Origin of the sequence: Streptomyces natalensis ATCC 27448 (assembly GCF_000935125.1) — a bacterium.
GTDB classification, from domain to species: Bacteria; Actinomycetota; Actinomycetes; order Streptomycetales; family Streptomycetaceae; genus Streptomyces; species Streptomyces natalensis.
In genome coordinates this window covers 21,990-42,262 of the sequence record NZ_JRKI01000027.1, presented here as the reverse complement: position 1 = coordinate 42,262, position 20,273 = coordinate 21,990, and the positions used below count along the sequence as shown (strand labels likewise).

Genomic DNA, 20,273 nt, shown 5'->3' with positions numbered 1-20,273 from the left:
CGTGGGAAGGCAGCCACCCGGTGGCGCAGCGCCCGCCAAGGGTTCCCAACGGGAAAGCGCGGGCCGCTGTGATGAGTGCGCATGCCATGGAGACGGCACCGGCCGGGTGCACAACGGTGTAGAGGGGGAGGAGGGGGGAGGGCTGTTCCCCGGGGCCGCCGGGAGTCCCCTGCGTGGCTCGCCCCGCCGACTTCCCGGGGCGAGCCGCGCCGTTGTACGGACTGCCGGTGTGGCCCTACCTCACACGCTTGAACCAGGTGATTGGGCTGGTCGTGTCGTGGGCTTGGACATAGACACGGGCCGGGACGGCTACCATCCTCTGCTCGGTGTCGTTGTTCTGCCGGTAGACGATATAGCCGGTGTAATACCCGCCGTTGCCCCGGGGTTCCAGCCAGCCCTTGTTCTTCCCGTCGGGCACCGTCATCTCGACGTCGGTTTCCAGGGTGCTTTGCAGCTTCTTGGTGGAGGTGGACGAGTAGCTGTAGGTGAAACTCGCCTCTCCCGGAAGCTCGTTCTTTCCGTCGCTGACCTTCGGTGTGATCTTTCCGCCTACTGACCAGCCCTCGGTTTCGCTCTTCTCGTCGGCCACCGAGCTGGAGATCTTGTAGGTCAGCTTCCCGCCGCCGGCCAGGCCGTCCCCGGCGGAGCCTCGGACGGGATACTTGTCGGTGAGTTTGCCGACGAAGGCGCAGGGCGGCTTCTGGCCGACGCGCGCAGGGTCGTGGTTCGGTCGATTACAGAGCTGGTCGAGATTTTCATGGGTCCACTCGTCCGTGTAGCCGGCTTTGCCGGTGAAGACAGGGGCGGTGTAGTTGGGCGACTCCTTGAGACCTGAGATGGGCTGGTAGAGCCTCTTGGCGCTTTCGCGGGCAGGCTCCTTGGTGTTGGGGTCGTCGGCGAACGCCTTGGCCGCGGCCTGGGCATCCTTGACGGCCTGATCGGGGCTGTAGTTGACCTGTCCTCCCTGCACGTCCGAGAGGTTGACCTGCTTGTCATCGAGACCGGTGGGCAGGCCCATCACGCTCTCGGAATCCTGAAGCGGTGACCACTTGGCCAGGTCTGCCATGACTTGGTCGTCGGATTCATAGATGTTCGCGGGCGCCGGGGGTGCGTCGGCAGCGAAAGCCGGCGCCTGTGAACCGAGTACCGACGCACCGGCGAGAAGAGCAGTGGCGACGGAGACTGTCACGCGGCTGTGTCTGCGCTGCCGTCGTACGACAGCTGAGAATGCGGGCATGCGAATTCCCTTCGACCGCCACGCGCGCCTACCCCACTCGTAAAGGCGCGCATGACGGAACTGTGACGGAGAAGAACGAGGAACAGCGCTGCATCACACACGACGCGTCTACCAAACGCCTGGGAATTCAAGGTGTGAATTACCGCCGGCTTCGGTGGTTCGAGCCCGGTAGGGCCCTTTCAACCACACAGATGGCATTCCTCGACATCCGGTTGCTCCGAACTAATCGGTAGCTTCCGGCGGTTCCTGTACGTCGGTCAGAGGCGGAGACGGCGAAAGAGAACGCTCCACAATTTCCTGCCGGCTGGGCTGACCCCGGCGCAGTTCCTCGCACCGACGGTGTTCTGGAGGCGGGGGCCGAGGACGCCGAACACCTGGTGGTGTGGTTCAGCAACGTCGATCCTCACGGGCTCTGCCCTCCGCCCAGCATGTCGCGCAGTGCCTTCTCCTCCTCGGGGCTGAGCCCGATGACGAATTGCTGGAGCGCGGCGATGGGGTCGGGACCCTTGTCGAGGGCCCGGTGCATGACCTCGGCCGTCAGCTCGGCGGCGTCCTTGGTGGGGCGGTAGGCACCGCGCCGTCCGTCCGCGTCACGGATGACGAGGCCCTTGTCGTACAGCCGCTTGAGGATGGTGTGCACGGTGTTGTACGCGAGGCCACCGATGTCGGCCTGGATGTCGGACGGGGTCAGGGCCCGGTCGGTTGCCCACAGAGCCGCCAGCACCTCGCTTTCCAGCGCACCGGCGCTGCGCCGTTCCCCTGCGCTGCGGGGCCCTGTTCCAGACATGACGTCACCTTACAGTCGGTAGGGTTCAGTGGTCAGGGACCGTAGCGGCCGCTGTCATGAGGCGTGCAGGGCAGCGAACAATGCCTCCCGGCGCGGCTGGACGCTGTCCGTGCGGTAGCGGCGTGCCGAGGCGGCCGCCTGCTCTCCCATGGCGTCGCGAGGTGTCGACGTCGTCCTCGCCGACGGATCCCTGGGCCGCGCCGCCGTCCCCACCGGCGCCTCCACCGGCGCCCGCGAAGCGGTGGAGCTGCGCGACGGCGACGCTCAGCGTTGGCACGGCAAAGGCGTCGACCGGGCCGTGGCCCACGTGAAGGGCGAGATCGCGGATGCCGTCACCGGGCGTGACGCCGACGACCAGGCCGGCCTCGACGCCGTGCTCGTCGCGCTCGACGGCACGCCCGCCAAGGCGCGGCTCGGCGCCAACGCCCTGCTCGGGGTCTCCCTCGCCGCCGCGAAGGCCGCCGCGGTTTCGCACCGGCAGCCGCTGTACCACTATCTCGGCGGGGCTGACGCCCGCGTGCTTCCGGTGCCGATGATGAACATCGTCAACGGCGGCGCCCACGCCGACAATCCGCTGGATTCCAGGAGTTCATGATCGCGCCGGTGGGTGCGGGATCCTTCGCGGAGGCCGTCCGGATGGGCTCCGAGGTCTTCCACACGCTCCGCCGCGATCTGCTGGCCGCGGGCCACTCCACGGGCGTCGGCGACGAGGGCGGCTTCGCGCCCGCGCTGCGCATGGCCGAGGAGGCGCTCGACTTCGTCATGGCTGCGATCGAGCGGGCCGGGTACCGGCCCGGCGCGGACATCGGCCTCGTCATGGACCCGGCGTCGTCGGAGTTCTACCGGGATGGCGTGTACGCGTACGCGGGGGAGGGGGTGCGGCGCACGTCCGCCGAACAGGTCGACTACCTCGCCAAGCTGATCGACGCGTACCCGATAGTCTCGGTGGAGGACCCGATGGCCGAGGACGACCTCGACGGGTGGCGAGAGCTGACGGCGCGTGTCGGGGGGAGCTGTCAGCTGACCGGGGATGATGTGTTCTGCACCAACGAGGCGCTGGTACGGGACGGCATTCGTACGGGGGTGGGGAACGCGGTCCTGATCAAGGTCAACCAGATCGGGACGCTGACCGAGGCGCTCGGGACGGTGGGCGCTGCGCGGCGGGCCGGATGGGCGGCGGTCATGTCTCACCGTTCCGGTGAGACGGAGGACACGACCATTGCGGATCTGGCCGTCGCCACGGGGTGCGGGCAGATCAAGACCGGGTCTTTGTCCCGGTCGGACCGCACGGCCAAGTACAACCAACTCATCCGGATCGAGGAGCAGTTGGGGCAGTCCGCGGTGTATGGATGCGCCGCCGTGCACGACGGGTGAGGCACTCCGACGGGCGCGGATTCGTCTCGGGTCGCTCACGCAGTTCTCCGCGCTCCTGGTAGTTGTGCTTTGTCAGCTGGTCCTGTCGGCGGGTGGTGGACGACACTGGTTTCCCCAGGGACGGAACCGCCTCACCGGGGGATCAACTCCTGGCGGCTTGGGGCTTGCCTCGGCGCTCCCCCCTGGCGGGGACCGGGGCGGACGCCGGGGCGGCAGTGACCCTGCGGGTCTCACGCAGGCCGCACCACCGTCGCCGCCACCCGGGCCGCATCCGACACCGCACTCCACGCCGCGTGCACCGCCATCTCCACGAAGCGCTCTGGCAGGGCACCACGACCATGGAGACCAAGTCGGGCCACGGCCTCACCCTCGACGACGAGGTCCGTTCCCTTGCCGTCGCCGCCGACCTCCACCGCCGACAAGGTCGTCGTCCAGGCCCTGGTCCGCCCGGGCGACATCGTGCTCATGGGCCGCAACTGCCATAAGTCGCACCGCTACGGCCTGATGCTCGCCGGCGCCCAAAGAATGAGGTGGAAGGAATGGGGTGGAAGGAATGAGGTTGCAGGATGAGAAGGAATGCAAAGGAATGAGAAGGGAGCCGACATGGCAGTGCGGGTATTGAGGGCCGGTGAACGAGCGGCGACGCCCTGGAAGAACGGCGGCGGCGTCACCCGGGAGGTCGCCGCCGGCCCGCCCGGAGCCGGTCTGGAGGACTTCGCCTGGCGGGTGAGCCTCGCCGAGATTGCTCGCGATGGTGCGTTCTCCGCCTTCGCCGGGGTGGAGAGGACCATTACGGTGGTGGACGGGCCGGGCATGGTGCTGACCGTCGACGGAACCCCGCATGCGATGCCCGAGCCCTACGCCCCCTTCTCCTTCCCCGGGGATGCCGTCACCGACTGCCGGCTCCTCGACGGCCCCGTGGTCGATCTCAATGTGATGACGCGGCCCGGCCTGGCCACAGCGCAGATCCGCGTGGTACGCGACCGGTGTGCCGTCCGGCCGCCCCACGGCACGCTGGCACTGGTGATCGCCTTGACGGGCACAGTGGTTGTCGAGCAGCCCACCCCCGTCACGCTCCATCGCTACGACGCCGTCCTGTTCTCCGGCACCGGCACCGGCACCGGCACCGGCACCGGCACCGGCACCGGCACCGACACCGGCACCGTGCGCCCCGACGGGGTGGCTGCGCTCGTCACCATCACCGCCGTCTCCGATGGGGGCCTGTGACGCCCATGGGCTGGTGGTGATGAAGTGATGGGGGCGCCGACTCGTGCGATGCGGGCGCGGCGCGGACCATGGGAGTGTGGGCCGGAATCCGGATGTCGGCGGGGCCGAGCCGCTGTCCGCGCTCGACGTGGCGCCCACGGCTCGGACGGCGGTGGCGTGGCTGCCGCCGCAGGAGCTCTGGTCGGCGATCCAGGAGATCCGCTGGGAGCATGATCCGCAGGTGCGCCGGTGGCCGCCGCATGTGAATGTGCTGTTCGGCTTCGTGCCGGAGGAGGAGTTCGCGCGGGCTCTGCCGCTGCTGTCCGCCGGGGCGGCGGAGAGCGCGGCGTTCACGGCGCGTCTGGCCGGCGTGCGGTACTTCCGGCACCGGCATGACGCGACGGTGTGGCTCGATCCGGCCGCGGCCGGTCTGGGGCCGTGGGCCCGTGTGCACCGGGCGCTGGAGATGCGGTTCCCGCTCTGCCGCGGGCGTGGCGATCGCTTTACTCCGCATCTGTCTCTGGGCCGCACTCGGGATCCGCGCTCTCTGGCCGTCGAGTGCGCCGTCCGGCTGGGCGCACTGTCGGCTGTGGTCGAGGAAGTGGTCCTGCTCTCCCGGCGCGGCGAGGGGCCCATGCGGCCCCGGGCCGTGATCACGCTGGGCGCGGGCGAGGTCCGCCGACCGTCGGAGTACGAGGGCCTGTCCGCCCCTGATCCACCGTCCGATTGACGGACCCGTTTCAGATGGTGCGGCCAAAGTAGGCGGCGATCTGATCGACGGCAGGAGCGCCCTCGGGTGCCGTTCGGGCCGATTCGTTCGCCTTACGCCCCTGCCCCGGGCGAACGCCAGGGGCAGGGCCTTTCTCCGGCCGGACGGGCGTCCTTCTTGAATCGCTCGCGTTCGGGGTTTCCGCGTACGGGGTGCCCGCGTGCCGCTTCGAGGCGGACGTCGTGCCGCTCATCGTCGCCGCCGAGGACAGCGGGGGCGACGCGCCGGGACACTGGCGCAGCGGTAGCAGCGGCAGCAGCGCCTCCTCCAGCAAGAGGTGGAGCACGGCGGCAGTCCCGGTGGCCGGGTTCGGTACGTCAGTGCTTCGGCGGCGGCTTGATCAGGTAGAGCCGGCGGGCCAGGTCCAGATCGGTCAGCATCACGTTGGTGCCGTTCCAGAGGTTCGAGCGCTGCTGCGAGGCTTTGTTCTCTTCCTTCTCGCTGCTGGGCTGGGCTCCTTCACGTACTCGGTGGCGGCGCATCGGCCGAGCGGTATGCCTTGGGGCGGGATGTTGTTCGGGGCGCTGGTGTGCGGGACCCTCAGTGCACTTTTCCCTGGGCGACGTCGGCGCTGAGTCTCTCCGCGACCCGGAAGTGCGATCAGGCTGCGGCTGGGAGCGGGCATCCGCCTCAGCGGATTCCCGTCCTGCTGCGCCCAGCAAGGTCACGTCGGCGTGACCCGGCTACCCGACCACCGGGGCGGTCGAGGCCCGGGCCGCCTTTGACGCGAGCGCGATCAAGCTCATTGACGACGCCGTGCAAAGGCGGCGGCAACCGCCATCGCCAAGGTGGTGTTGGCGGCGGTCCAGAACACGAGCCTGGCGTTCGGCCCATTGACCGTCCGCAACTCTCCGTCTGCGTGGCGGCAGAACGAGTCGGGCGGGAAATACTGCGAGACAGGAGTGCTGCGCGTGCCGTAGCAGGGCGACGTATCGGGAAACAGGCCCGGCTGCGCGCGCTGCGAGAGGGCCAGGCCGACGAACACTGTCAGCCACCCGGCCAGCAAGAACACGATCAGCATCCAGTGGGGGATCTTCGCTCGCCGCCCCAGCAGCCACACCAGGAAGGTGGGCATGACGAAAACGACAAACGCGGCGAACACTAAGATCAGAGCTTTCACGGTCCTCTGGCCGTACTTGTCGGTGATCCGTCGGGCAGGCCCTGGCCAGGGGGCGGTCCGGTGGGCCGGATGACGGCCTAGCCTGCGGCCGCGGCACTGGCGGCAACAGCGGCTACGGCCGCTTGCATGTGACGGATCGCGGCCCGAACGCTCTCGGCTGCCCACTGGCCGGACGCGACCTCCGCCATCCGGTCGGCCACCTGCTTACGCGGGACATCGGGGAATGCCAGGCGGTGCAGCTTGGCAGCGTGGATCAGGGCGATGAGGCCCGCCGTGCGCTCGTCCGGGTCGGCGCCGTCGAGGACGACGGCCTGGAGCCGCTGACGCAGCTCCTTCTCAGGCGCACCGTCGGCCTCGGGGTAGCGGCGCGTCGGGAACAGGCCGAGGGCCCGGTGCTCCTGCTCGACGACCACGCCGCGCGCACACAGGCTTTCCACGGCCGCGTTTCCGGCCTTGCGCCGGTCCCTTGTCAGCCACTCCGTCACCCGGCGCTTTTCGCGGCCGCCCAGCCAGGCGTCTAGCAGCGCCATGCGGTCGTCGAGCAAGGGTTCACCGGTCGGCGTCCTGTCCGTCAGTTTGAGGTACTTGCCCTCAACCGATGCCCTCCCGGCAAGGACCAGCTCCAGCAGGAGCCCGCCCGCAACGGCCCAGCCCGCCGCCTGTCGCTGCTCCGGCGCCCCGGACTCCTCGTCCAGGGAGAGCAGCATGATTTCCTCGGCCAGCGTGATCGACATCGTCCGCGGTCCCCCGATACTTCTCGTGATCGTTGCAGTCAGCCGGATAGACGCCCAGGTTCGCCAGGCGGTTGCCATGGCGCCCGACTCCTCAACCTCACCCCATGACCCTCACCGATCGGCCACGCCCTATGGCCGTCGGAAGTGAACGGTTCCGGTGCTCGATTGCGCTCCGCCCGTGCGGTATGCAGTGCCGGTGTGCGTCGTGTGGCCATGTTGTGACCGGGCGGGCCCGGTCCCTGCCGCGGGCGGCTGGACCGTCCGGGGCGGGGGCGGGGGCGGCGTGGGGTGCCGGACTGGCAGTCCGGCAGTGCGCGGTCACTTCCCGAGTGGGTCCGGTAGCAGCCGTTCGAAGGTGACCGGGAGCCGTTCCGGGCCGCGCAGGATGGCGTTTTCGCGGTAGGGCGGTGGGTCGGCGGCCAGGTGGGGAGAGTCCAGGCGGCGGGCGAGCGCGGTCAGGGCGATCTGGGCCTCGGCGCGGGCGAGGGTGGCGCCGATGCAGTAGTGGATGCCGCCGCCGAAGCCGAGGTGGGCGTTGTCGGCGCGGTCGGGCAGGAACTGGTCGGGGTCGGCGAAGCGCCGCGGGTCGCGGTTGCCGGCGGCCAGGAGCAGGCGGATGCGTGCGCCCTTGGGGATGGTGGTCCCGGCGATATCGATGTCGGCGAGGGCGCTGCGTCCGGACATCTGCACCGGCGGGTCGTACCGCAGCACCTCCTCCACCAGCGGCGTGGCCAGGTCGGGGTCGGTACGCAGGCGGGCGAGGAGGCCGGGGTGGCGCAGCAGGGCGAGGGTCCCGTTGGCGATGAGGTTGACGGTGGTCTCGTGGCCGGCGATGAGCAGCAGCCCGAGGGTGACGCGAAGGTCGATGGCGTCCATGGGTCCGTCGGGGCTCTGGTCGTTCATCAGGCCGGCCAGCAGGTCGCTGCCGCCCTCCGCGTTGTGCCGTGCGATCAGTCCCTCCAGGTACTCCACCAACTCGGTGCGTGCCTGCTGGAGTTGGTGTATCTCCTCCTCGGTCTGGGTGTCGACGGGGTCCAGGCCGCGGGTCAGGCGGCGGGCGAGAGAGCCGAAGAGGCGCTCGTCCTCGCGCGGTACGCCGAGCAGTTCGCAGATGACGGTGACCGGCAGCGGGTAGGCGAGGTCGGCGACCACGTCCAGCTCTCCTGGCTGCTCGCTGGTGTGCGCGTCGAGCAGCTCGGTGACGAGTGTGTCGATGTGGTCGCGCATGCCCATGATGCGCGGGATGAACTGCTGGGTCACCGCGTGGCGCAGCTGGTCGTGGCGGGGCGGGTCCTCCAGCAGCAGGCTCTTGCGGATCGGCTGCTGTTGCGGGTTGAGGCGGTCGGCGCTGATCCGCGGGTCACGGAGCAGCAGGCTGATCTCGCGGTGTCCGGTCGCCAGCCAGGATCCGTCGGCCATCTGTACCACCGGCTGTTGGAGCAGCCGCTCGTAGGCGGGGTAGGGGTTGGCGCGGTTCTCGTGGCGGAGGGCGTGGGCGAACAGCTCCGTGGGGGAGTGCTGTTGCTGGATCGTTGAGGTCATGGTGTGGCTCCCTCGCTCGTGTCTCTCACTCGTGTCCGGCCAGGACGGACGGGACGGATGGCGTGGATACGGTGGATGGAGTGGACTCGGCGGACGGGGTGGACTGGATAGGCGGGGCGGGCGGGTCCAGCGGCGTGGACGGGGCGGGCAGGTGGCCCGCTGACGGGTCGGCGATCCGGGAGACGGCGGCTGGGGCGGTGCGGGGGAAACCGGCGTCGAGGGGTTCGAGCCGGTCCGGCCCGTCGGTGGCGTTGAGCACCGGCGGGAAGGGCCCTTGGGCCTCGATCAGGGCCCCGTATCCGTCCAGCACGCGAGGTGCGTCCACCGCGACGACGGCGACCAGGCGCCCGCGCTGCCCGTATGCGGCGACGAACTGCCGCTGGTCGAGCGCGCCCTGGGTGACCACGACCTGGTCGGCGAGGGCCGGCAGCCCCAGGCACTTGAGGTTCATCCCGAACTGGTTGGACCAGAACGCCGGCAGCGGCCGGTGGCCGCGGTGTTCGTGCGGCGGGTGGGTCATGTTGTGGGCGGCGGTACGGGACTGGGCGACGGCATTGTCCCAGTGGTCCAGGCGCAGCAGCTGCCCGGGGTAGAGCGGGTGCGGCCAGCGGGCGATATCGCCGGCGACGAAGACGTCCGCAAGCGGGGTCCCGTCGTCGGTGAGGGCCCGGCAGTACGCGTCGCAGGCCACGCCGCGGGCATCGGCGGCCAGCCCGGAGCCGGCCAGCCACTCGGTGTTGGCCAGGGCGCCGGCGGCGACGACGGCCACCTCGGCCGCCACCACCGTGCCGTCGGAGAGGACCGCGCGCCGCAGTCGGCCGTCGGCGTCGCCCTCCAGGGCGTGGACGGTGGTGCCGAGACGCAGATCCACCCCGGCGTCGCGGTACCAGCGGGCCGCGGCGCCGCCGATCACCCCGCCCAGCGCGCTCGCCAGAGGGGCGCCGCTGCGCTGGGTCACGGTCACCTCGAGGCCCAGGTCGCGGCAGACCGAGGCGACCTCGCCGCCGGTGAACCCGGCGCCGATGACCAGCACCCGTTCCGGACCGGCGACCAGCGCAGTGCGCAGCCGGTCGGCGTCGTCGCGGGAACGCAGCAGGTGCACCCCGTGCAGGGCGCCGCCCCGCTCCGCCGGCCAGGGCCGGGACCGGGTGCCGGTGGCGATCAGCAGCCGGTCGTAGCCGACCTGCCGCCCATCGGCCAGCGTCACCGTGCGGGTGTCCGTATCGAGGCTGCCGGCCGGGGTGCCGAGCAGCCATCGGGCGTCGATGTCACGCAGACGCGGCAACTCGGTGTGGTCGGTGCTCAGCCAGCCGGACAGCACCGCCTTGGAGAGCGGCGGGCGGTCGTAGGGCGCGTACGGCTCGTCGCCGATGAGGGTGAGCTCGCCGGTGAACCCCTCGTCCCGCAGTGCCTCGGCGGCACGCAGTCCGGCCAGGGAGGCGCCGATCACGACGATGCGCTCGGGGGCGGTCACCGCATCGGGCGCGGTCACCGGACACGCTCCGGTACCAGGGGAGCGGGCTCGGTCACCGAGGGAGCGGGCTCGGTGGCCCTGCTCAGCGCGATGGCCTGTACGGGGCAGGCCGCGGCGGCCCGCTCGACCTCGCGGCGGGTGCCGGCGGCGGGCGCGTAGTCGTACTCCAGCGCCTCCTCGCCGTGGAACCGGAAGACGGCCGGTGCGGCGTAGACGCACTGCCCGTAGCTCTGGCAACGGTTGAGGTCCACGACCAGCCGGAGCCCGCCGGGCGGGGGGTGAGGGGAATCGGCGGGTTCGGGGGAATGGGTCGGATCGACGGATGCCGTGAGGCCGTCGGGTTCGGTCAGGTCCGCGTCGGCCCATTCGTCCGGTGCAGCGGAATCAGCGGTATCAGCGGTATCAGCGGAACCAGCGGAACCAGCCGAATCAATGGATCCGGTGAGCATGTCTTCGCTCTCCTCCCAGGTCGGTGGGGGTGCGGCGGCGCTTTCGGTGATCGACCGGGGCCTCGGCGCGGCCCTCTCGCTTCCGATCACAACTTCCGATCGCGACCACCATTCAGATAGTCACCACTATTCGGACTGTACACGCTATCCGTGCATTGACATAGTTCCCACTATGCGAATAGCCTCACCAACATGAGTGCCGAGCAAGACGAACCCGTACGCCAGCGACTGACCCGCGCCGAGGCCAAGGCCCGCACCCGCCGGCTGCTGCTGGATGCGGCGGCCCGGGTCTTCGCGCGGAAGGGGTTCGCGGGGGCTTCGGTGGAGGAGATCGCCGAGTCCGCCGGCTTCTCCATCGGCGCGCTGTACTCGAACTTCGGCGGCAAGGAGGCGCTCTTCCTGGAGCTGATGGCCGAACGCGGTCTGGGCCGCGTCGCCGAGGCCGCCCAGACCCTCGACCGGCACGAGGCCGGCACCGGGGAGGCCGCCGCCGAACTGGGGCGTCTGCTGGTGGACGTCGCAGACAAGGACACCGACTTCGCCCCGCTCCAGGCCGAGTTCTGGCTCTACGCGGTGCGCAATCCGCACGTCCTCGACACCATGGCAGCCGCGCTCCGCGAACCGCGTCAGGCGCTGGAGGGGCTGATCGACACCTGGCTCGCCGAGCAGGGCGCGCCCGCCGACGCCCCCGCCGAGTCCGTGGCCACGGTGGTGGCCGCACTGTTCCAGGGGCTGGTGCGCCTGCGACGGGTCGACCCGGACAGCGTCCCCGAAGAACTCTTCGGCCAGGCCCTGGTCTGGCTGTTCGCCGGCATCCGCGCCAGCGCCGCCCCCACGGACGGTCCCGGCCAGAGCTGACCCGCCACGACAGCAACCTCGATCGCGCGCACCTCCTTCTGCCCGCTCGGTTCCTCCGCCCGCTGTTCCTTCTGCCGGAAGCCGCCTTCATGAACCCGCACGTGTCACAGCACACCCCTGCCGGAGGCATCCGCAGGGTCTACGCCGGGGTCGGCGTCGTCCTCGCCTTCATGTGGGTGGGGGAGGCCGCCGAGCCCGCGTGGGCCCACGGGCTGCGCACCGTCGTCCTCCTGCTGATCCTTCCGCCGCTCCTGCTGCCGGCCAACCGCCGCCTCACCGCCGCGTTCCACACCGCCGCGCGCCCCGGCCGGGCGCTCGCGCGGCTGATCGCCGTCCGGGTCCTGATCGTCACGGCGGCCCTCGCCGCCAACGCGCTCCTCGGGCACCTGCTGGACCCGCACTCCGGCCACGCGCTCCGCGCGCTCGCGTTCCGTGTGCTGCTCGTCCTGCTGACCATCCCGCTCCAGATCCGCGCCGCCCGCCGGTCACGCGCCCGGGGCGTCCACCCCTCGGCCCGCCCCACGCTGTCGGCGCCCCGCGTGATCGGCGCCAAGCTGGCCCTGATCACCGCCGCGCTGCTGGCCCAGCTCCTGCTCAACCCCTACATGGCCAACGCCCAGTTGGTGATCGCCGCCGCCCTCGCCGTCACCGTGACCGCGCTGGGCCCCGGAGTCCACACCAGGCTGCTGATCGCCCCTGCGGCCGGCCCGGCCGTCCCGGAGCAGGGCCCGGCCCGCGCCACGACGTGAACCCGCGGCGCGCACCGGAGCGAGGGCGTGACCGTTGGGTCCGCGCATGATCCGCCCGACAGTGCCTAAGCTGCCGCCGTGAACGACACCACACATGGCATACGGATCAGACCGGGCAGCCTGACCGACGCACCGGCCATTTTGGACATGCTCGACTCCGCGGTGGTCTGGATGAACGAGCGCGGCAACACCGAGCAGTGGGGCACCACACCGTATTCGCAAAAGCCCGGTGGCGTGGCCCGGGTCGAGCGCTATACGACCGAGAATGCCCCGTACATCGCGGAGTTGGACGGAAGACCTGCCGGAGCCCTGGTGCTGGACTCCGGGCCCAGCCCGCAGATGCCGATCGCGCCGGCCGCGGAACCCGAGCGGTACGTCCGGCTGCTGGTCACCGACCGACGGTACGCCGGTCTGGGCATCGGGGCAGCGCTGCTGGCCCATGCCGTCGAGGAGACCCGGCGGGCCGGTGTGGAACTGCTGCGAGTCGACTGCTGGGCGGGTGGCGGCGGCGAACTGGTCGCGTTCTACGAGCGCAACGGTTTCACCCGCACCGAACCCTTCCTGTCCGGGGCCTGGCCGGGACAGGTACTGGCCAGGCGGGTGGGCTGACGGCGCGGGAGATCGACGCACCGACGCGGCGCCCGATCACCGGCTGCCTCCTGAGGGAGGAGGCAACGGGGTGCCCGGCCGCCGAGGACAGCTCATGCGTAGGGTCGCGTCCATGACGAGGACCACGCCGCCGCGCCCGCTCGATGTTGAGGCGCTCTTCCCGGAGTTGGCCGCCTACCGCGGAACGACCACCCGGCTGCACCCGCGACCGGGCAGTCCGGCCGTGTCGTCCAGTTCCGTGGGCGGGCCCCTGCTGTGGCCGTCGGACGAACCGTGGCCGGTGTGCACCGAACCGCACGCGCGGGGGACCGGACGGCGCCCCGCGGACATCCACCGGGAGCGTCAGGTCCTCGCAGACGCCTGGGACCGCGACCCGGACTCGGGCCCCACGGAACAGGAGCGGGCCCTTCTGGCGGAGCTGTCGCGGGAGCACCGCGTCGCGAGGTTGGCCGACACCGACCCGCTGCCGATGATCGGCGTCGCCCAGCTCTACCGGCGCGACCTCCCCGACCTGCTGGCCGGCCCCGACGGCTGCGACCTGCTCCAGGTGTTCTGGTGCCCTTTCGACCGGCACGGCAGGACCGGGTACGGCATGTCGCTGGACCTCCGCTGGCGCCGGTCCTCCGAGGTCACCGAGGTTCTGGCCGTACCGCCCCGCCCGGAGGTCGTGGGCTTCAAGGGGTACGTGCCGGAGCCTTGCGTGCTGCACCCGGAGCAGGTGGCCACGTACCCGTTCGCCGGCCTGCTTCCCGAGGGCCTGTGCGCCCGCATCGATGCCTGGGAGGAAGCCCTTGAGGAAGCCTTTGAAGAAGCCTTTGAAGAAGCCCTTGGGGAGGAGGCCGATGACGCGACGGATGCTGACGCGCCTGAGCCACCCGCCTACCAGTACGACCTGTCCATTCCGCCCGGCTGGCGCGTCGGAGGGTTTGCCTCGTGGCACCTGACCGACCCCGCTCCCATGGACTGCCGTGCCTGCACGGCACCGATGGACCTGCTGCTGACGATCGACAGCCGGGAATGGGACGGCGGCAGCGGCAGCTGGAAACCACTTGAGGAACGCGACCTGCCCACGCACCGGTGCGCCGTGCCGACCGAGGTCACCGTGGGCCGCTGGGGTCAGCTGAATGTCTTCGCCTGCCCCGTCGACCCCTCGCATCCGCACCGCTGGAGCATCCAGTAGGCCGTGGGCCCTTGGCCTTGCCCCGGGCTCCTGGCCCCGGGCAGTGGGCCCGTGGCGGTCGGCCCCTGGCGCCTGTCCGGTGGATCTTCGTGGCACCCCGGGCCGTCTACGCTGAGGCGGCCACTCCTGGCCGCTGCCACCTGGCCACTGCCACCTGGCCACTGGCCACTGGCCACTGGCCACCCGATCCCCCTCAAGGAAAGACCAGTTGACTCCGCATTCCCTCGCGTTCTACGTGGACGTCGTCACCACCGGGACGGTGCTCGGCGCCAAGCCGACCGACAGTCCTGACCAGGTCACCGCGATCCTGGGATCCGACTTCGCCGAAAACTCCCTCGACGTCCACAACATGTGGCGCGACTACGGAATGGCCGAGTTCTTCTGGGTACGGGAATCGCCGCACCACCCGTGGGAGGGCCACCACTTCACCCTGCACGTGCATCGGCTCTCGTACTGGGGCGGCAGCATCGTCAACGGGGCGATGCGCGAGCGATACGGCCGCTTCGACCGGCATCTCCGGTTCGACAAACTGGCGCGGCTACTGACGAAGCGCGGTGTGCACCTGGAGGACGTCCCCGACGCGAACGCTCCGGCCTTCACCATGCACTGGCAGCCCGCTTCCCAGGTGTCCGTCATGGTGTTCCGGGCCCATGAGGAGGGGGAGCGGCGACGCGGCACGGACCGTGTCGGTGACGTGTATGCCATCTCTTCCCCGATGAATGCCGAGGCGGTGGCTTGGAGCAGGGCGCGCTACGGCCGTCAGGACGCCTAGCCACGGGCTCCTTCGGCGGCAGGAACCTGCGCCGCGCCTACCTTAGGTAAGGCTTACCTTTTTGGCAAGGGTTTCGGGTGTGTATGTCGAACGGCCGTCCAACTTGGGCTCATAGGCCACGACTTGGGTACGGCGGCCCGCCCCGTGAGGGTGTTGAAGCGGAAACCGACTAAGGGGATTGTTAGGTGAGGCTAACCTCATCTATTCTCCTCGGGCTGGGCCCACGCCGTGTGGGCCGAAAGGCTGCGGCCCAGAACCGTACGGCCTGACCGCGGAGCCCTACCCGAATCGGAGACCTTGCCGTGCCCATATCTGCACAGTCCGCCACTGCCAGTGTTGAGGGGGTCGGGTGAAGGGCAACCGGCTGGCGCTGGAGTCCGCGCTGACGGCACTGGCCCCGGCGGTATGGGGCAGTACGTACCTGGTGACGACGGAGTTGCTGCCGCCCGGCAGGCCGCTGCTGGCCTCCACGGTGCGGGCGCTGCCGGCCGGGCTGGCGCTGCTCGCACTCGGCCGCGTACTGCCGCGTGGGGTGTGGTGGTGGCGCGCCCTGGTGCTGGGCGTGCTGAACATCGGCGCCTTCTTCTACCTGCTGTTCGTGGCTGCCTACCACCTGCCCGGCGGCGTGGCGGCGCTGGTGGTGGCGGTGCAGCCGATGATGGTGCTGCTGTTGGCGGCACTCCTGCTCAAGGACAGGATTCAGCGGCTCCAGGTGGCGGCGTGCGTGCTCGGTGTGGCGGGGGTCGCGCTGCTGGTCCTGCAACCGCAGGCGGGCCTGGACGCCGTCGGGATCCTGGCCGGACTCGGCGGGGCGGTGTGCATGGCATCCGGCATCGTCCTCACCAAACGGTGGGGCCGCCCCGAGGGGGTGGGCGTGTTGACGTTCACCGGCTGGCAGTTGACCGTCGGCGGCCTCGTGCTGGCACCGGTCACGCTGGCCGCCGAAGGGCTCCCCAGCCACATCACCGGTACGAACGTCACCGGGTTTGCGTATCTGAGCGTGATCGGGGCGCTGTTCGCCTACGCGATCTGGTTCCGCGGCATTGGACGGCTGCCCGCGCTGGCGGTGTCGATGCTGGGATTCGCCAGTCCTCTGACCGCGACGGTTCTCGGGTACCTGGTGCTGGGGCAGGCACTGACGCCCCTGCAGATGGCCGGCGCCCTGGCGGTCATCGGGGCTGTCGTTCTGGCCCAGCCCGGGCGGCGGCGGGATGTCCCCGCGGCGATCGAAGAACCCGTCTCCCATGCGTCCGAGCACGCACCGGCCACCAGGGGAAAGCTGTGACGACCGCACCACTGTTGACTGTACGCACAGCCGATATGCACCTGGGCAGCTGTCTGCCCGATCTGCTGAGGGAGCAGGCCGAGGCCCAGCCGGAAGCCCTCGCGGTCGTCGGTGATGACCGGCGCCTCACTTTCCGGGAGCTCGAGCAGACAGCCGGCGGGCTGGCGGCCTGCCTGCTGGGCCTGGGTGTCGGCGCCGATGACTGCGTGGGCCTGTTCGCTGAACCCTCGGTGGACCTGATGGCCGGTGTGTGGGGCATCCTGTTCTCCGGAGCCGCCTATCTGCCGCTGTCCCCGGAGTATCCCGAAGACCGGCTGCGCTACATGATCGAGGACAGCCGCACCGGGGTGATCGTCACCCAGGACCACCTGGCTGCTCGCCTGAGGCAGCTCGCCCCGCGAGGGACACGGGTCGTCACGGTGGCCGACGCGGCAGGGTGCTCCGCGGTCCACCCCGTAACGCCCCGGGCGGCCACCCTGGCGTACGTCATCTACACCTCCGGGAGCACGGGCAGGCCGAAGGGGGTGATGATCGAGCACCGCAGCGTCCTGTCCCAGATGCGCTGGATGCATGCCTGCGGACACCTGGGCAAGGGCACCACGGTGCTGCAGAAGACGCCGATGAGTTTCGACGCGGCACAGTGGGAGATCCTGGCCCCCGCGATGGGCGCCCGGGTGGTGACGGGCGGGCTGGGAATCCACCGGGACCCGGAGGCGCTGATCACCACGATCGTCAAGAACGACGTGACCACACTCCAGTGCGTTCCCACTCTGCTGCAGGCGCTGCTGGACACCGAAGAGTTCCCGCTGTGCACCACGCTCAGGCGGGTGTTCTCCGGAGGCGAGGCACTGTCCCGGCAGCTCGCACGGGCCTTCTGCACCGACCTTCCGTGGGCGTCGCTGGTCAACCTGTACGGACCGACCGAATGCACCATCAACGCCACCGCCTGCCTGGTCGACCCGAACACCCTCGGGGAAGGCGCCGGCACGGTCCCGATCGGCGTGCCCGTCGACAACACCCAGTGCTTCATCCTCGATACGAATCTGGCGCCGGTGGACATCGGCGAGACGGGCGAGCTGTACATCGGCGGCGTCCAGCTGGCCCGCGGTTACCTGCACCGGCCTGACCAGACACAGGAGCGCTTCATCCCCTCGCCGTTCGTCCCGACCGAGCGGCTGTACAGGACCGGGGACCTGGCCTGCTGGAACCCGGACGGCACCATCCAGTTCGCAGGCCGGGCGGACAACCAGGTCAAACTGCGCGGCTACCGGGTCGAGCTGGACGAGATCGCCCTGGCCATCGAGGAACACACCTGGGTACGGCGGGCGGCGGCGGTCGTCACCGACGACCCGAGGACCGGCTTCCAGAACCTGGTGGCATGCATCGAGCTGAATCCGAAGGAAGCAGCGTTGATGGACCAGGGGAACCACGGCGCCCATCACCAGTCCAAGGCGAGCAGGCTTCAGGTCAGGGCGCAGCTGTCCGACCCGGGCCTCAGGGAATCCGAGGAGCTGACGGGCAGACCGGTGGTGGAACTGCCCGGCAGGCAGACCTCTCGGCGTCGGCGCCGAGAGGTCTTCGCCCGCAAGACGTACCGCTTCTACGACGGCGGCCAGGTCACCCGGGCCGATCTCCTGGAGCTTCTCGGCCGCCAGCCGTCCCCCAGCGTCTCCCGCGCCCGCGCCTGCACCCTCGACGAGGTGAGCTTCGCCGAACTCGGAGAGATTCTCCGGTGGTTCGGCCAGTTCCACAGCGACGAGCGGCTGCTGCCGAAGTACGCCTACGCTTCCCCCGGAGCGCTGTACGCGACGCAGATGTACCTGGAGACCGGAGGCACAGCCGGCCTCGAACAGGGCGTCTACTACTACCACCCCGCGGACCACACCCTGGTGCGGATAGGAGAGTCCGGGCAGCGATCCGGCGCGTATCTCTCGGTGCACTTCGCCGGAAAGAAGCGCGCCGTCGAGCCCGTGTACAAGAACAACATCCAGGAAGTGCTGGAGTTCGAGACCGGGCACATGGTCGGCGTCTTCGAAGAAGTGCTCCCCGAGTACGGGCTGACCATCCGCCCCCTGGGCTACCAGCCATCCGTCAAGCACCGTCTGGACGTCGCCGAGGAGGACTACTACCTGGGCACATTCGAGATCCGCCCCCACGACAGCGCGCCACGACACGACCCGACCGAGGTCTATGTGCAGACGCACCCCGGACGGGTGGCAGACCTGCCGGCGGGCCAGTACCGCTACGCGGACGGGGAACTGCGGCTGATCTCGGACGAGCTGGTGCTGCCCAAGCACGTGATCGCCATCAACCAGCAGGTCCACGAGCGGGCCGCCTTCGGCATCACCGCCGTCAGCCGGGCGGACCAGAAGTGGCTGGAATACATCAGCCTCGGGACCAGGCTGCACCACCTCCAGCGCAACGACCTCGGACTGGGATTCATGTCCTCGGGCTACAGCTCCAGGACCGGCCACCCGCTTCCCGCGGCGCGGCGCATCGACGACATCCTGGCCTCCTGCGGGATCACCGCAGGCGCGTCGTATTTCTTCCTCGGCGGCCGGGTAAGCGAGGAACAGATCCGCAGCGAGGGCATGTACGAGGACGCGGTCCACATGAAGGGCCCGGCGGAGATCATCAAGGATGAGCTGGCGCACTTCCTGCCCGACTACATGATCCCGAACCGGGTGCTGGTCCTGGGCGAGCTCCCGCTGACCGCGAACGGGAAGGTCGACGGGAAAGCACTCGCCGCTTCCGAGGCCCTGCGGTCCGCGGACACCGCAACCCCCTACGTGGCTCCCGCGACGCACCACGAACGGTGGCTCGCCGAAGCCTGGGGGAAGGTGCTGAAATACGACAACGTCTCGGTGGAGGACGACTTCTTCGCCGCCGGAGGGAACTCACTGACCGCCGTCGCCCTCGTCAACACCATCAACCGCGAGTGCGGTACCCGGCTGCCGTTCCAGGTCGTCTTCGAATGCCCCAAGCTGGCCGACCTGGCCGCCCGGATCGGCAGCAACCGCACCGAGCCGACTTCGCGGTTGGTGCCGCTGCATGCCAAGGGCACGGGCAGCCCGGTGTTCTGCTGGCCGGGACTGGGCGGCTACCCGATGAACCTGCGCCTCCTGGGACACGAAGCGGACCTCGGCCGCCCGTTCTACGGAATACAGGCATACGGCATCAACACCGGAGAAGCCCCCTACCCGACCATCCGGGAAATGGCCGCCGCCGACGTGGCGGAGATCCGACGCGCGCAGCCCGAGGGGCCCTACACACTCTGGGGCTACTCCTTCGGCGCCCGGGTCGCCTTCGAAGCGGCCTGGCAGCTGGAGCAGTCCGGCGCGCAGGTGGAGAACCTGCTTCTGATCTGCCCCGGCAACCCAACGGTCCGCGGCACCGACGGGGACCGCCACGGGCGCGAAGCCGCCTACCGCAATCCGGCCTACGTGACGATCCTGTTCTCCGTCTTCGCCGGCTCCATCACCGGGCCCGAGCTGGGCAGTTGCCTCGAAGCAGCACAAGACGAGGACAGCTTCATCGCGTTCGTCCAGCGCATGCTCCCCGACCTGGACCAAGAGCTGATCCGGCGAATCACACAGATCGTGGCGCAGACGTACGAGTTCGAGTACAGCTTCCGCGAACTGGCCGAACGGCGCGTGAACGCGCCGGTGACGATCTTCAAGGCCGCAGGCGACGACTACTCGTTCATAGAGGGCAGCTCCGGCTACTCCGCGGCTCCCCCAAGGCTGGTCGACCTGGACGGCGACCACTACAGCGTGCTGAAGAAACAGGGCATCGCCGAACTGGTCTCGGCAATCCGCACCCGCCTCGACAGGTAATCACCTCGCCCCGTACAAGCCCCCCCGGACCAGAAAGTGCCGTTGAGATGGAAATTGCTGATGTTGGGCTACTTCGAGGGGGGCTTCGAGCTCGGACACCACCTGCTTCGTCGTCCCGTCGTCAGGGCATCGTCGGGTCCCCCTTGAGCAGTGCGAAGGGGGCGCCGGCGCACGCGGGAGGACCGCTCATCGGTTGAGAACTCCACCGGTACGGCGGACGGCGGCGGTGTCGAGGTCGCTCCGCCACAGCGCGCGCTCGCCGGCCAAGTCCGGGGACGGCACACCGGGATCC

The 20,273-nt window shown here is 70.0% G+C and carries 18 protein-coding genes and 2 pseudogenes; 12 read left to right on the top strand and 8 right to left on the bottom strand.

The annotated features are described in order from the left end of the window. Positions 1-235 precede the first annotated feature (235 nt). A complete protein-coding gene (locus SNA_RS18610) occupies positions 236-1,189 on the bottom strand; it encodes a hypothetical protein (RefSeq protein WP_157879978.1) in 954 nt (317 codons plus the stop codon). Positions 1,190-1,640: 451 nt separating this feature from the next. After that, positions 1,641-2,024: a BlaI/MecI/CopY family transcriptional regulator gene (locus SNA_RS18605; RefSeq protein ID WP_030063209.1), complete on the bottom strand. Its 384-nt coding sequence runs from the start codon at positions 2,022-2,024 to the stop codon at positions 1,641-1,643. Positions 2,025-2,187: 163 nt separating this feature from the next. On the opposite strand from SNA_RS18605, the pseudogene eno reads away from it, so the two are divergent. From eno to SNA_RS18585, 5 genes and pseudogenes are all read left to right on the top strand, one after another. Beyond that, positions 2,188-3,398, top strand: a pseudogene (eno, locus tag SNA_RS18600) (phosphopyruvate hydratase); the annotation flags it as partial. 240 nt (positions 3,399-3,638) lie between these two features. Further along, positions 3,639-3,802 (top strand): annotated as a pseudogene (locus SNA_RS43920) (imidazolonepropionase); the annotation flags it as partial. A 55-nt stretch (positions 3,803-3,857) separates the two neighbouring features. Continuing rightward, on the top strand, positions 3,858-3,968 hold the full coding sequence (locus SNA_RS45220) for a hypothetical protein (protein WP_420823493.1): 111 nt from the start codon (positions 3,858-3,860) through the stop codon (positions 3,966-3,968). A gap of 33 nt (positions 3,969-4,001) precedes the next feature. Beyond that, positions 4,002-4,625, top strand: a complete 624-nt coding sequence (locus SNA_RS18590) for a HutD/Ves family protein (protein WP_037788442.1) — start codon at positions 4,002-4,004, stop codon at positions 4,623-4,625. A 76-nt stretch (positions 4,626-4,701) separates the two neighbouring features. Further along, complete coding sequence (locus SNA_RS18585) at positions 4,702-5,334, top strand: 2'-5' RNA ligase family protein (RefSeq protein WP_044365917.1); 633 nt, start codon at positions 4,702-4,704, stop codon at positions 5,332-5,334. A 356-nt stretch (positions 5,335-5,690) separates the two neighbouring features. Here the strand turns inward: SNA_RS18585 and SNA_RS42465 are convergent, their stop codons facing one another. From SNA_RS42465 to SNA_RS45020, 6 genes are all read right to left on the bottom strand, one after another. Beyond that, positions 5,691-5,855, bottom strand: a complete 165-nt coding sequence (locus SNA_RS42465; RefSeq protein ID WP_157879977.1) for a hypothetical protein — start codon at positions 5,853-5,855, stop codon at positions 5,691-5,693. Between the two features lie 260 nt (positions 5,856-6,115). Beyond that, a complete protein-coding gene (locus SNA_RS18580) occupies positions 6,116-6,493 on the bottom strand; it encodes a hypothetical protein (RefSeq protein WP_030063214.1) in 378 nt (125 codons plus the stop codon). Between the two features lie 77 nt (positions 6,494-6,570). Next, positions 6,571-7,227, bottom strand: coding sequence for a GOLPH3/VPS74 family protein (locus SNA_RS18575; RefSeq protein WP_030063215.1), 657 nt, complete (start codon positions 7,225-7,227; stop codon positions 6,571-6,573). A 318-nt stretch (positions 7,228-7,545) separates the two neighbouring features. Then, complete coding sequence (locus tag SNA_RS18570) at positions 7,546-8,769, bottom strand: cytochrome P450 (protein WP_078969988.1); 1,224 nt, start codon at positions 8,767-8,769, stop codon at positions 7,546-7,548. Positions 8,770-8,794: 25 nt separating this feature from the next. Then, the gene (locus SNA_RS18565) at positions 8,795-10,261 is read right to left on the bottom strand and encodes an NAD(P)/FAD-dependent oxidoreductase (RefSeq protein WP_241779722.1); all 1,467 of its coding nucleotides are present in this window, start codon (positions 10,259-10,261) and stop codon (positions 8,795-8,797) included. Continuing rightward, a complete protein-coding gene (locus SNA_RS45020) occupies positions 10,258-10,692 on the bottom strand; it encodes a 4Fe-4S domain-containing protein (protein ID WP_078969987.1) in 435 nt (144 codons plus the stop codon). The genes SNA_RS18565 and SNA_RS45020 overlap by 4 nt, the downstream gene beginning before the upstream one ends. A gap of 192 nt (positions 10,693-10,884) precedes the next feature. On the opposite strand from SNA_RS45020, the gene SNA_RS18555 reads away from it, so the two are divergent. From SNA_RS18555 to SNA_RS18525, 7 genes are all read left to right on the top strand, one after another. After that, entirely contained in the window at positions 10,885-11,550 is a 666-nt protein-coding gene (locus SNA_RS18555; protein ID WP_030072833.1) for a TetR/AcrR family transcriptional regulator, read from the top strand. Positions 11,551-11,651: 101 nt separating this feature from the next. Further along, positions 11,652-12,299, top strand: coding sequence for a hypothetical protein (locus SNA_RS18550; RefSeq protein WP_157879976.1), 648 nt, complete (start codon positions 11,652-11,654; stop codon positions 12,297-12,299). Between the two features lie 78 nt (positions 12,300-12,377). Beyond that, positions 12,378-12,908, top strand: coding sequence for a GNAT family N-acetyltransferase (locus tag SNA_RS18545; RefSeq protein WP_030072829.1), 531 nt, complete (start codon positions 12,378-12,380; stop codon positions 12,906-12,908). A gap of 112 nt (positions 12,909-13,020) precedes the next feature. Continuing rightward, entirely contained in the window at positions 13,021-14,088 is a 1,068-nt protein-coding gene (locus SNA_RS18540) for a hypothetical protein (protein ID WP_030072827.1), read from the top strand. A 208-nt stretch (positions 14,089-14,296) separates the two neighbouring features. Beyond that, on the top strand, positions 14,297-14,860 hold the full coding sequence (locus tag SNA_RS18535; protein ID WP_030072825.1) for a hypothetical protein: 564 nt from the start codon (positions 14,297-14,299) through the stop codon (positions 14,858-14,860). Between the two features lie 349 nt (positions 14,861-15,209). Further along, positions 15,210-16,145 (top strand): EamA family transporter, encoded by a 936-nt coding sequence (locus SNA_RS18530; RefSeq protein WP_044365916.1) that lies wholly within the window; start codon positions 15,210-15,212, stop codon positions 16,143-16,145. 35 nt (positions 16,146-16,180) lie between these two features. Further along, positions 16,181-19,981, top strand: coding sequence for an amino acid adenylation domain-containing protein (locus SNA_RS18525; protein ID WP_044365915.1), 3,801 nt, complete (start codon positions 16,181-16,183; stop codon positions 19,979-19,981). Positions 19,982-20,273 lie beyond the last annotated feature (292 nt).

Excerpts from the sequence above, each read along its gene's own strand:
- SNA_RS18605 (WP_030063209.1), bottom strand. The coding sequence starts at position 2,024 with ATGTCTGGAACAGGGCCCCGCAGCGCAGGGGAACGGCGCAGCGCCGGT.
- SNA_RS45020 (WP_078969987.1), bottom strand. The coding sequence starts at position 10,692 with ATGCTCACCGGATCCATTGATTCGGCTGGTTCCGCTGGTTCCGCTGAT.
- SNA_RS18590 (WP_037788442.1), top strand. The coding sequence starts at position 4,002 with ATGGCAGTGCGGGTATTGAGGGCCGGTGAACGAGCGGCGACGCCCTGG.
- SNA_RS18525 (WP_044365915.1), top strand. The coding sequence starts at position 16,181 with ATGCACCTGGGCAGCTGTCTGCCCGATCTGCTGAGGGAGCAGGCCGAG.
- SNA_RS18540 (WP_030072827.1), top strand. The coding sequence starts at position 13,021 with ATGACGAGGACCACGCCGCCGCGCCCGCTCGATGTTGAGGCGCTCTTC.
- SNA_RS18555 (WP_030072833.1), top strand. The coding sequence starts at position 10,885 with ATGAGTGCCGAGCAAGACGAACCCGTACGCCAGCGACTGACCCGCGCC.
- SNA_RS42465 (WP_157879977.1), bottom strand. The coding sequence starts at position 5,855 with ATGCGCCGCCACCGAGTACGTGAAGGAGCCCAGCCCAGCAGCGAGAAG.
- SNA_RS18575 (WP_030063215.1), bottom strand. The coding sequence starts at position 7,227 with ATGTCGATCACGCTGGCCGAGGAAATCATGCTGCTCTCCCTGGACGAG.
- SNA_RS18570 (WP_078969988.1), bottom strand. The coding sequence starts at position 8,769 with ATGACCTCAACGATCCAGCAACAGCACTCCCCCACGGAGCTGTTCGCC.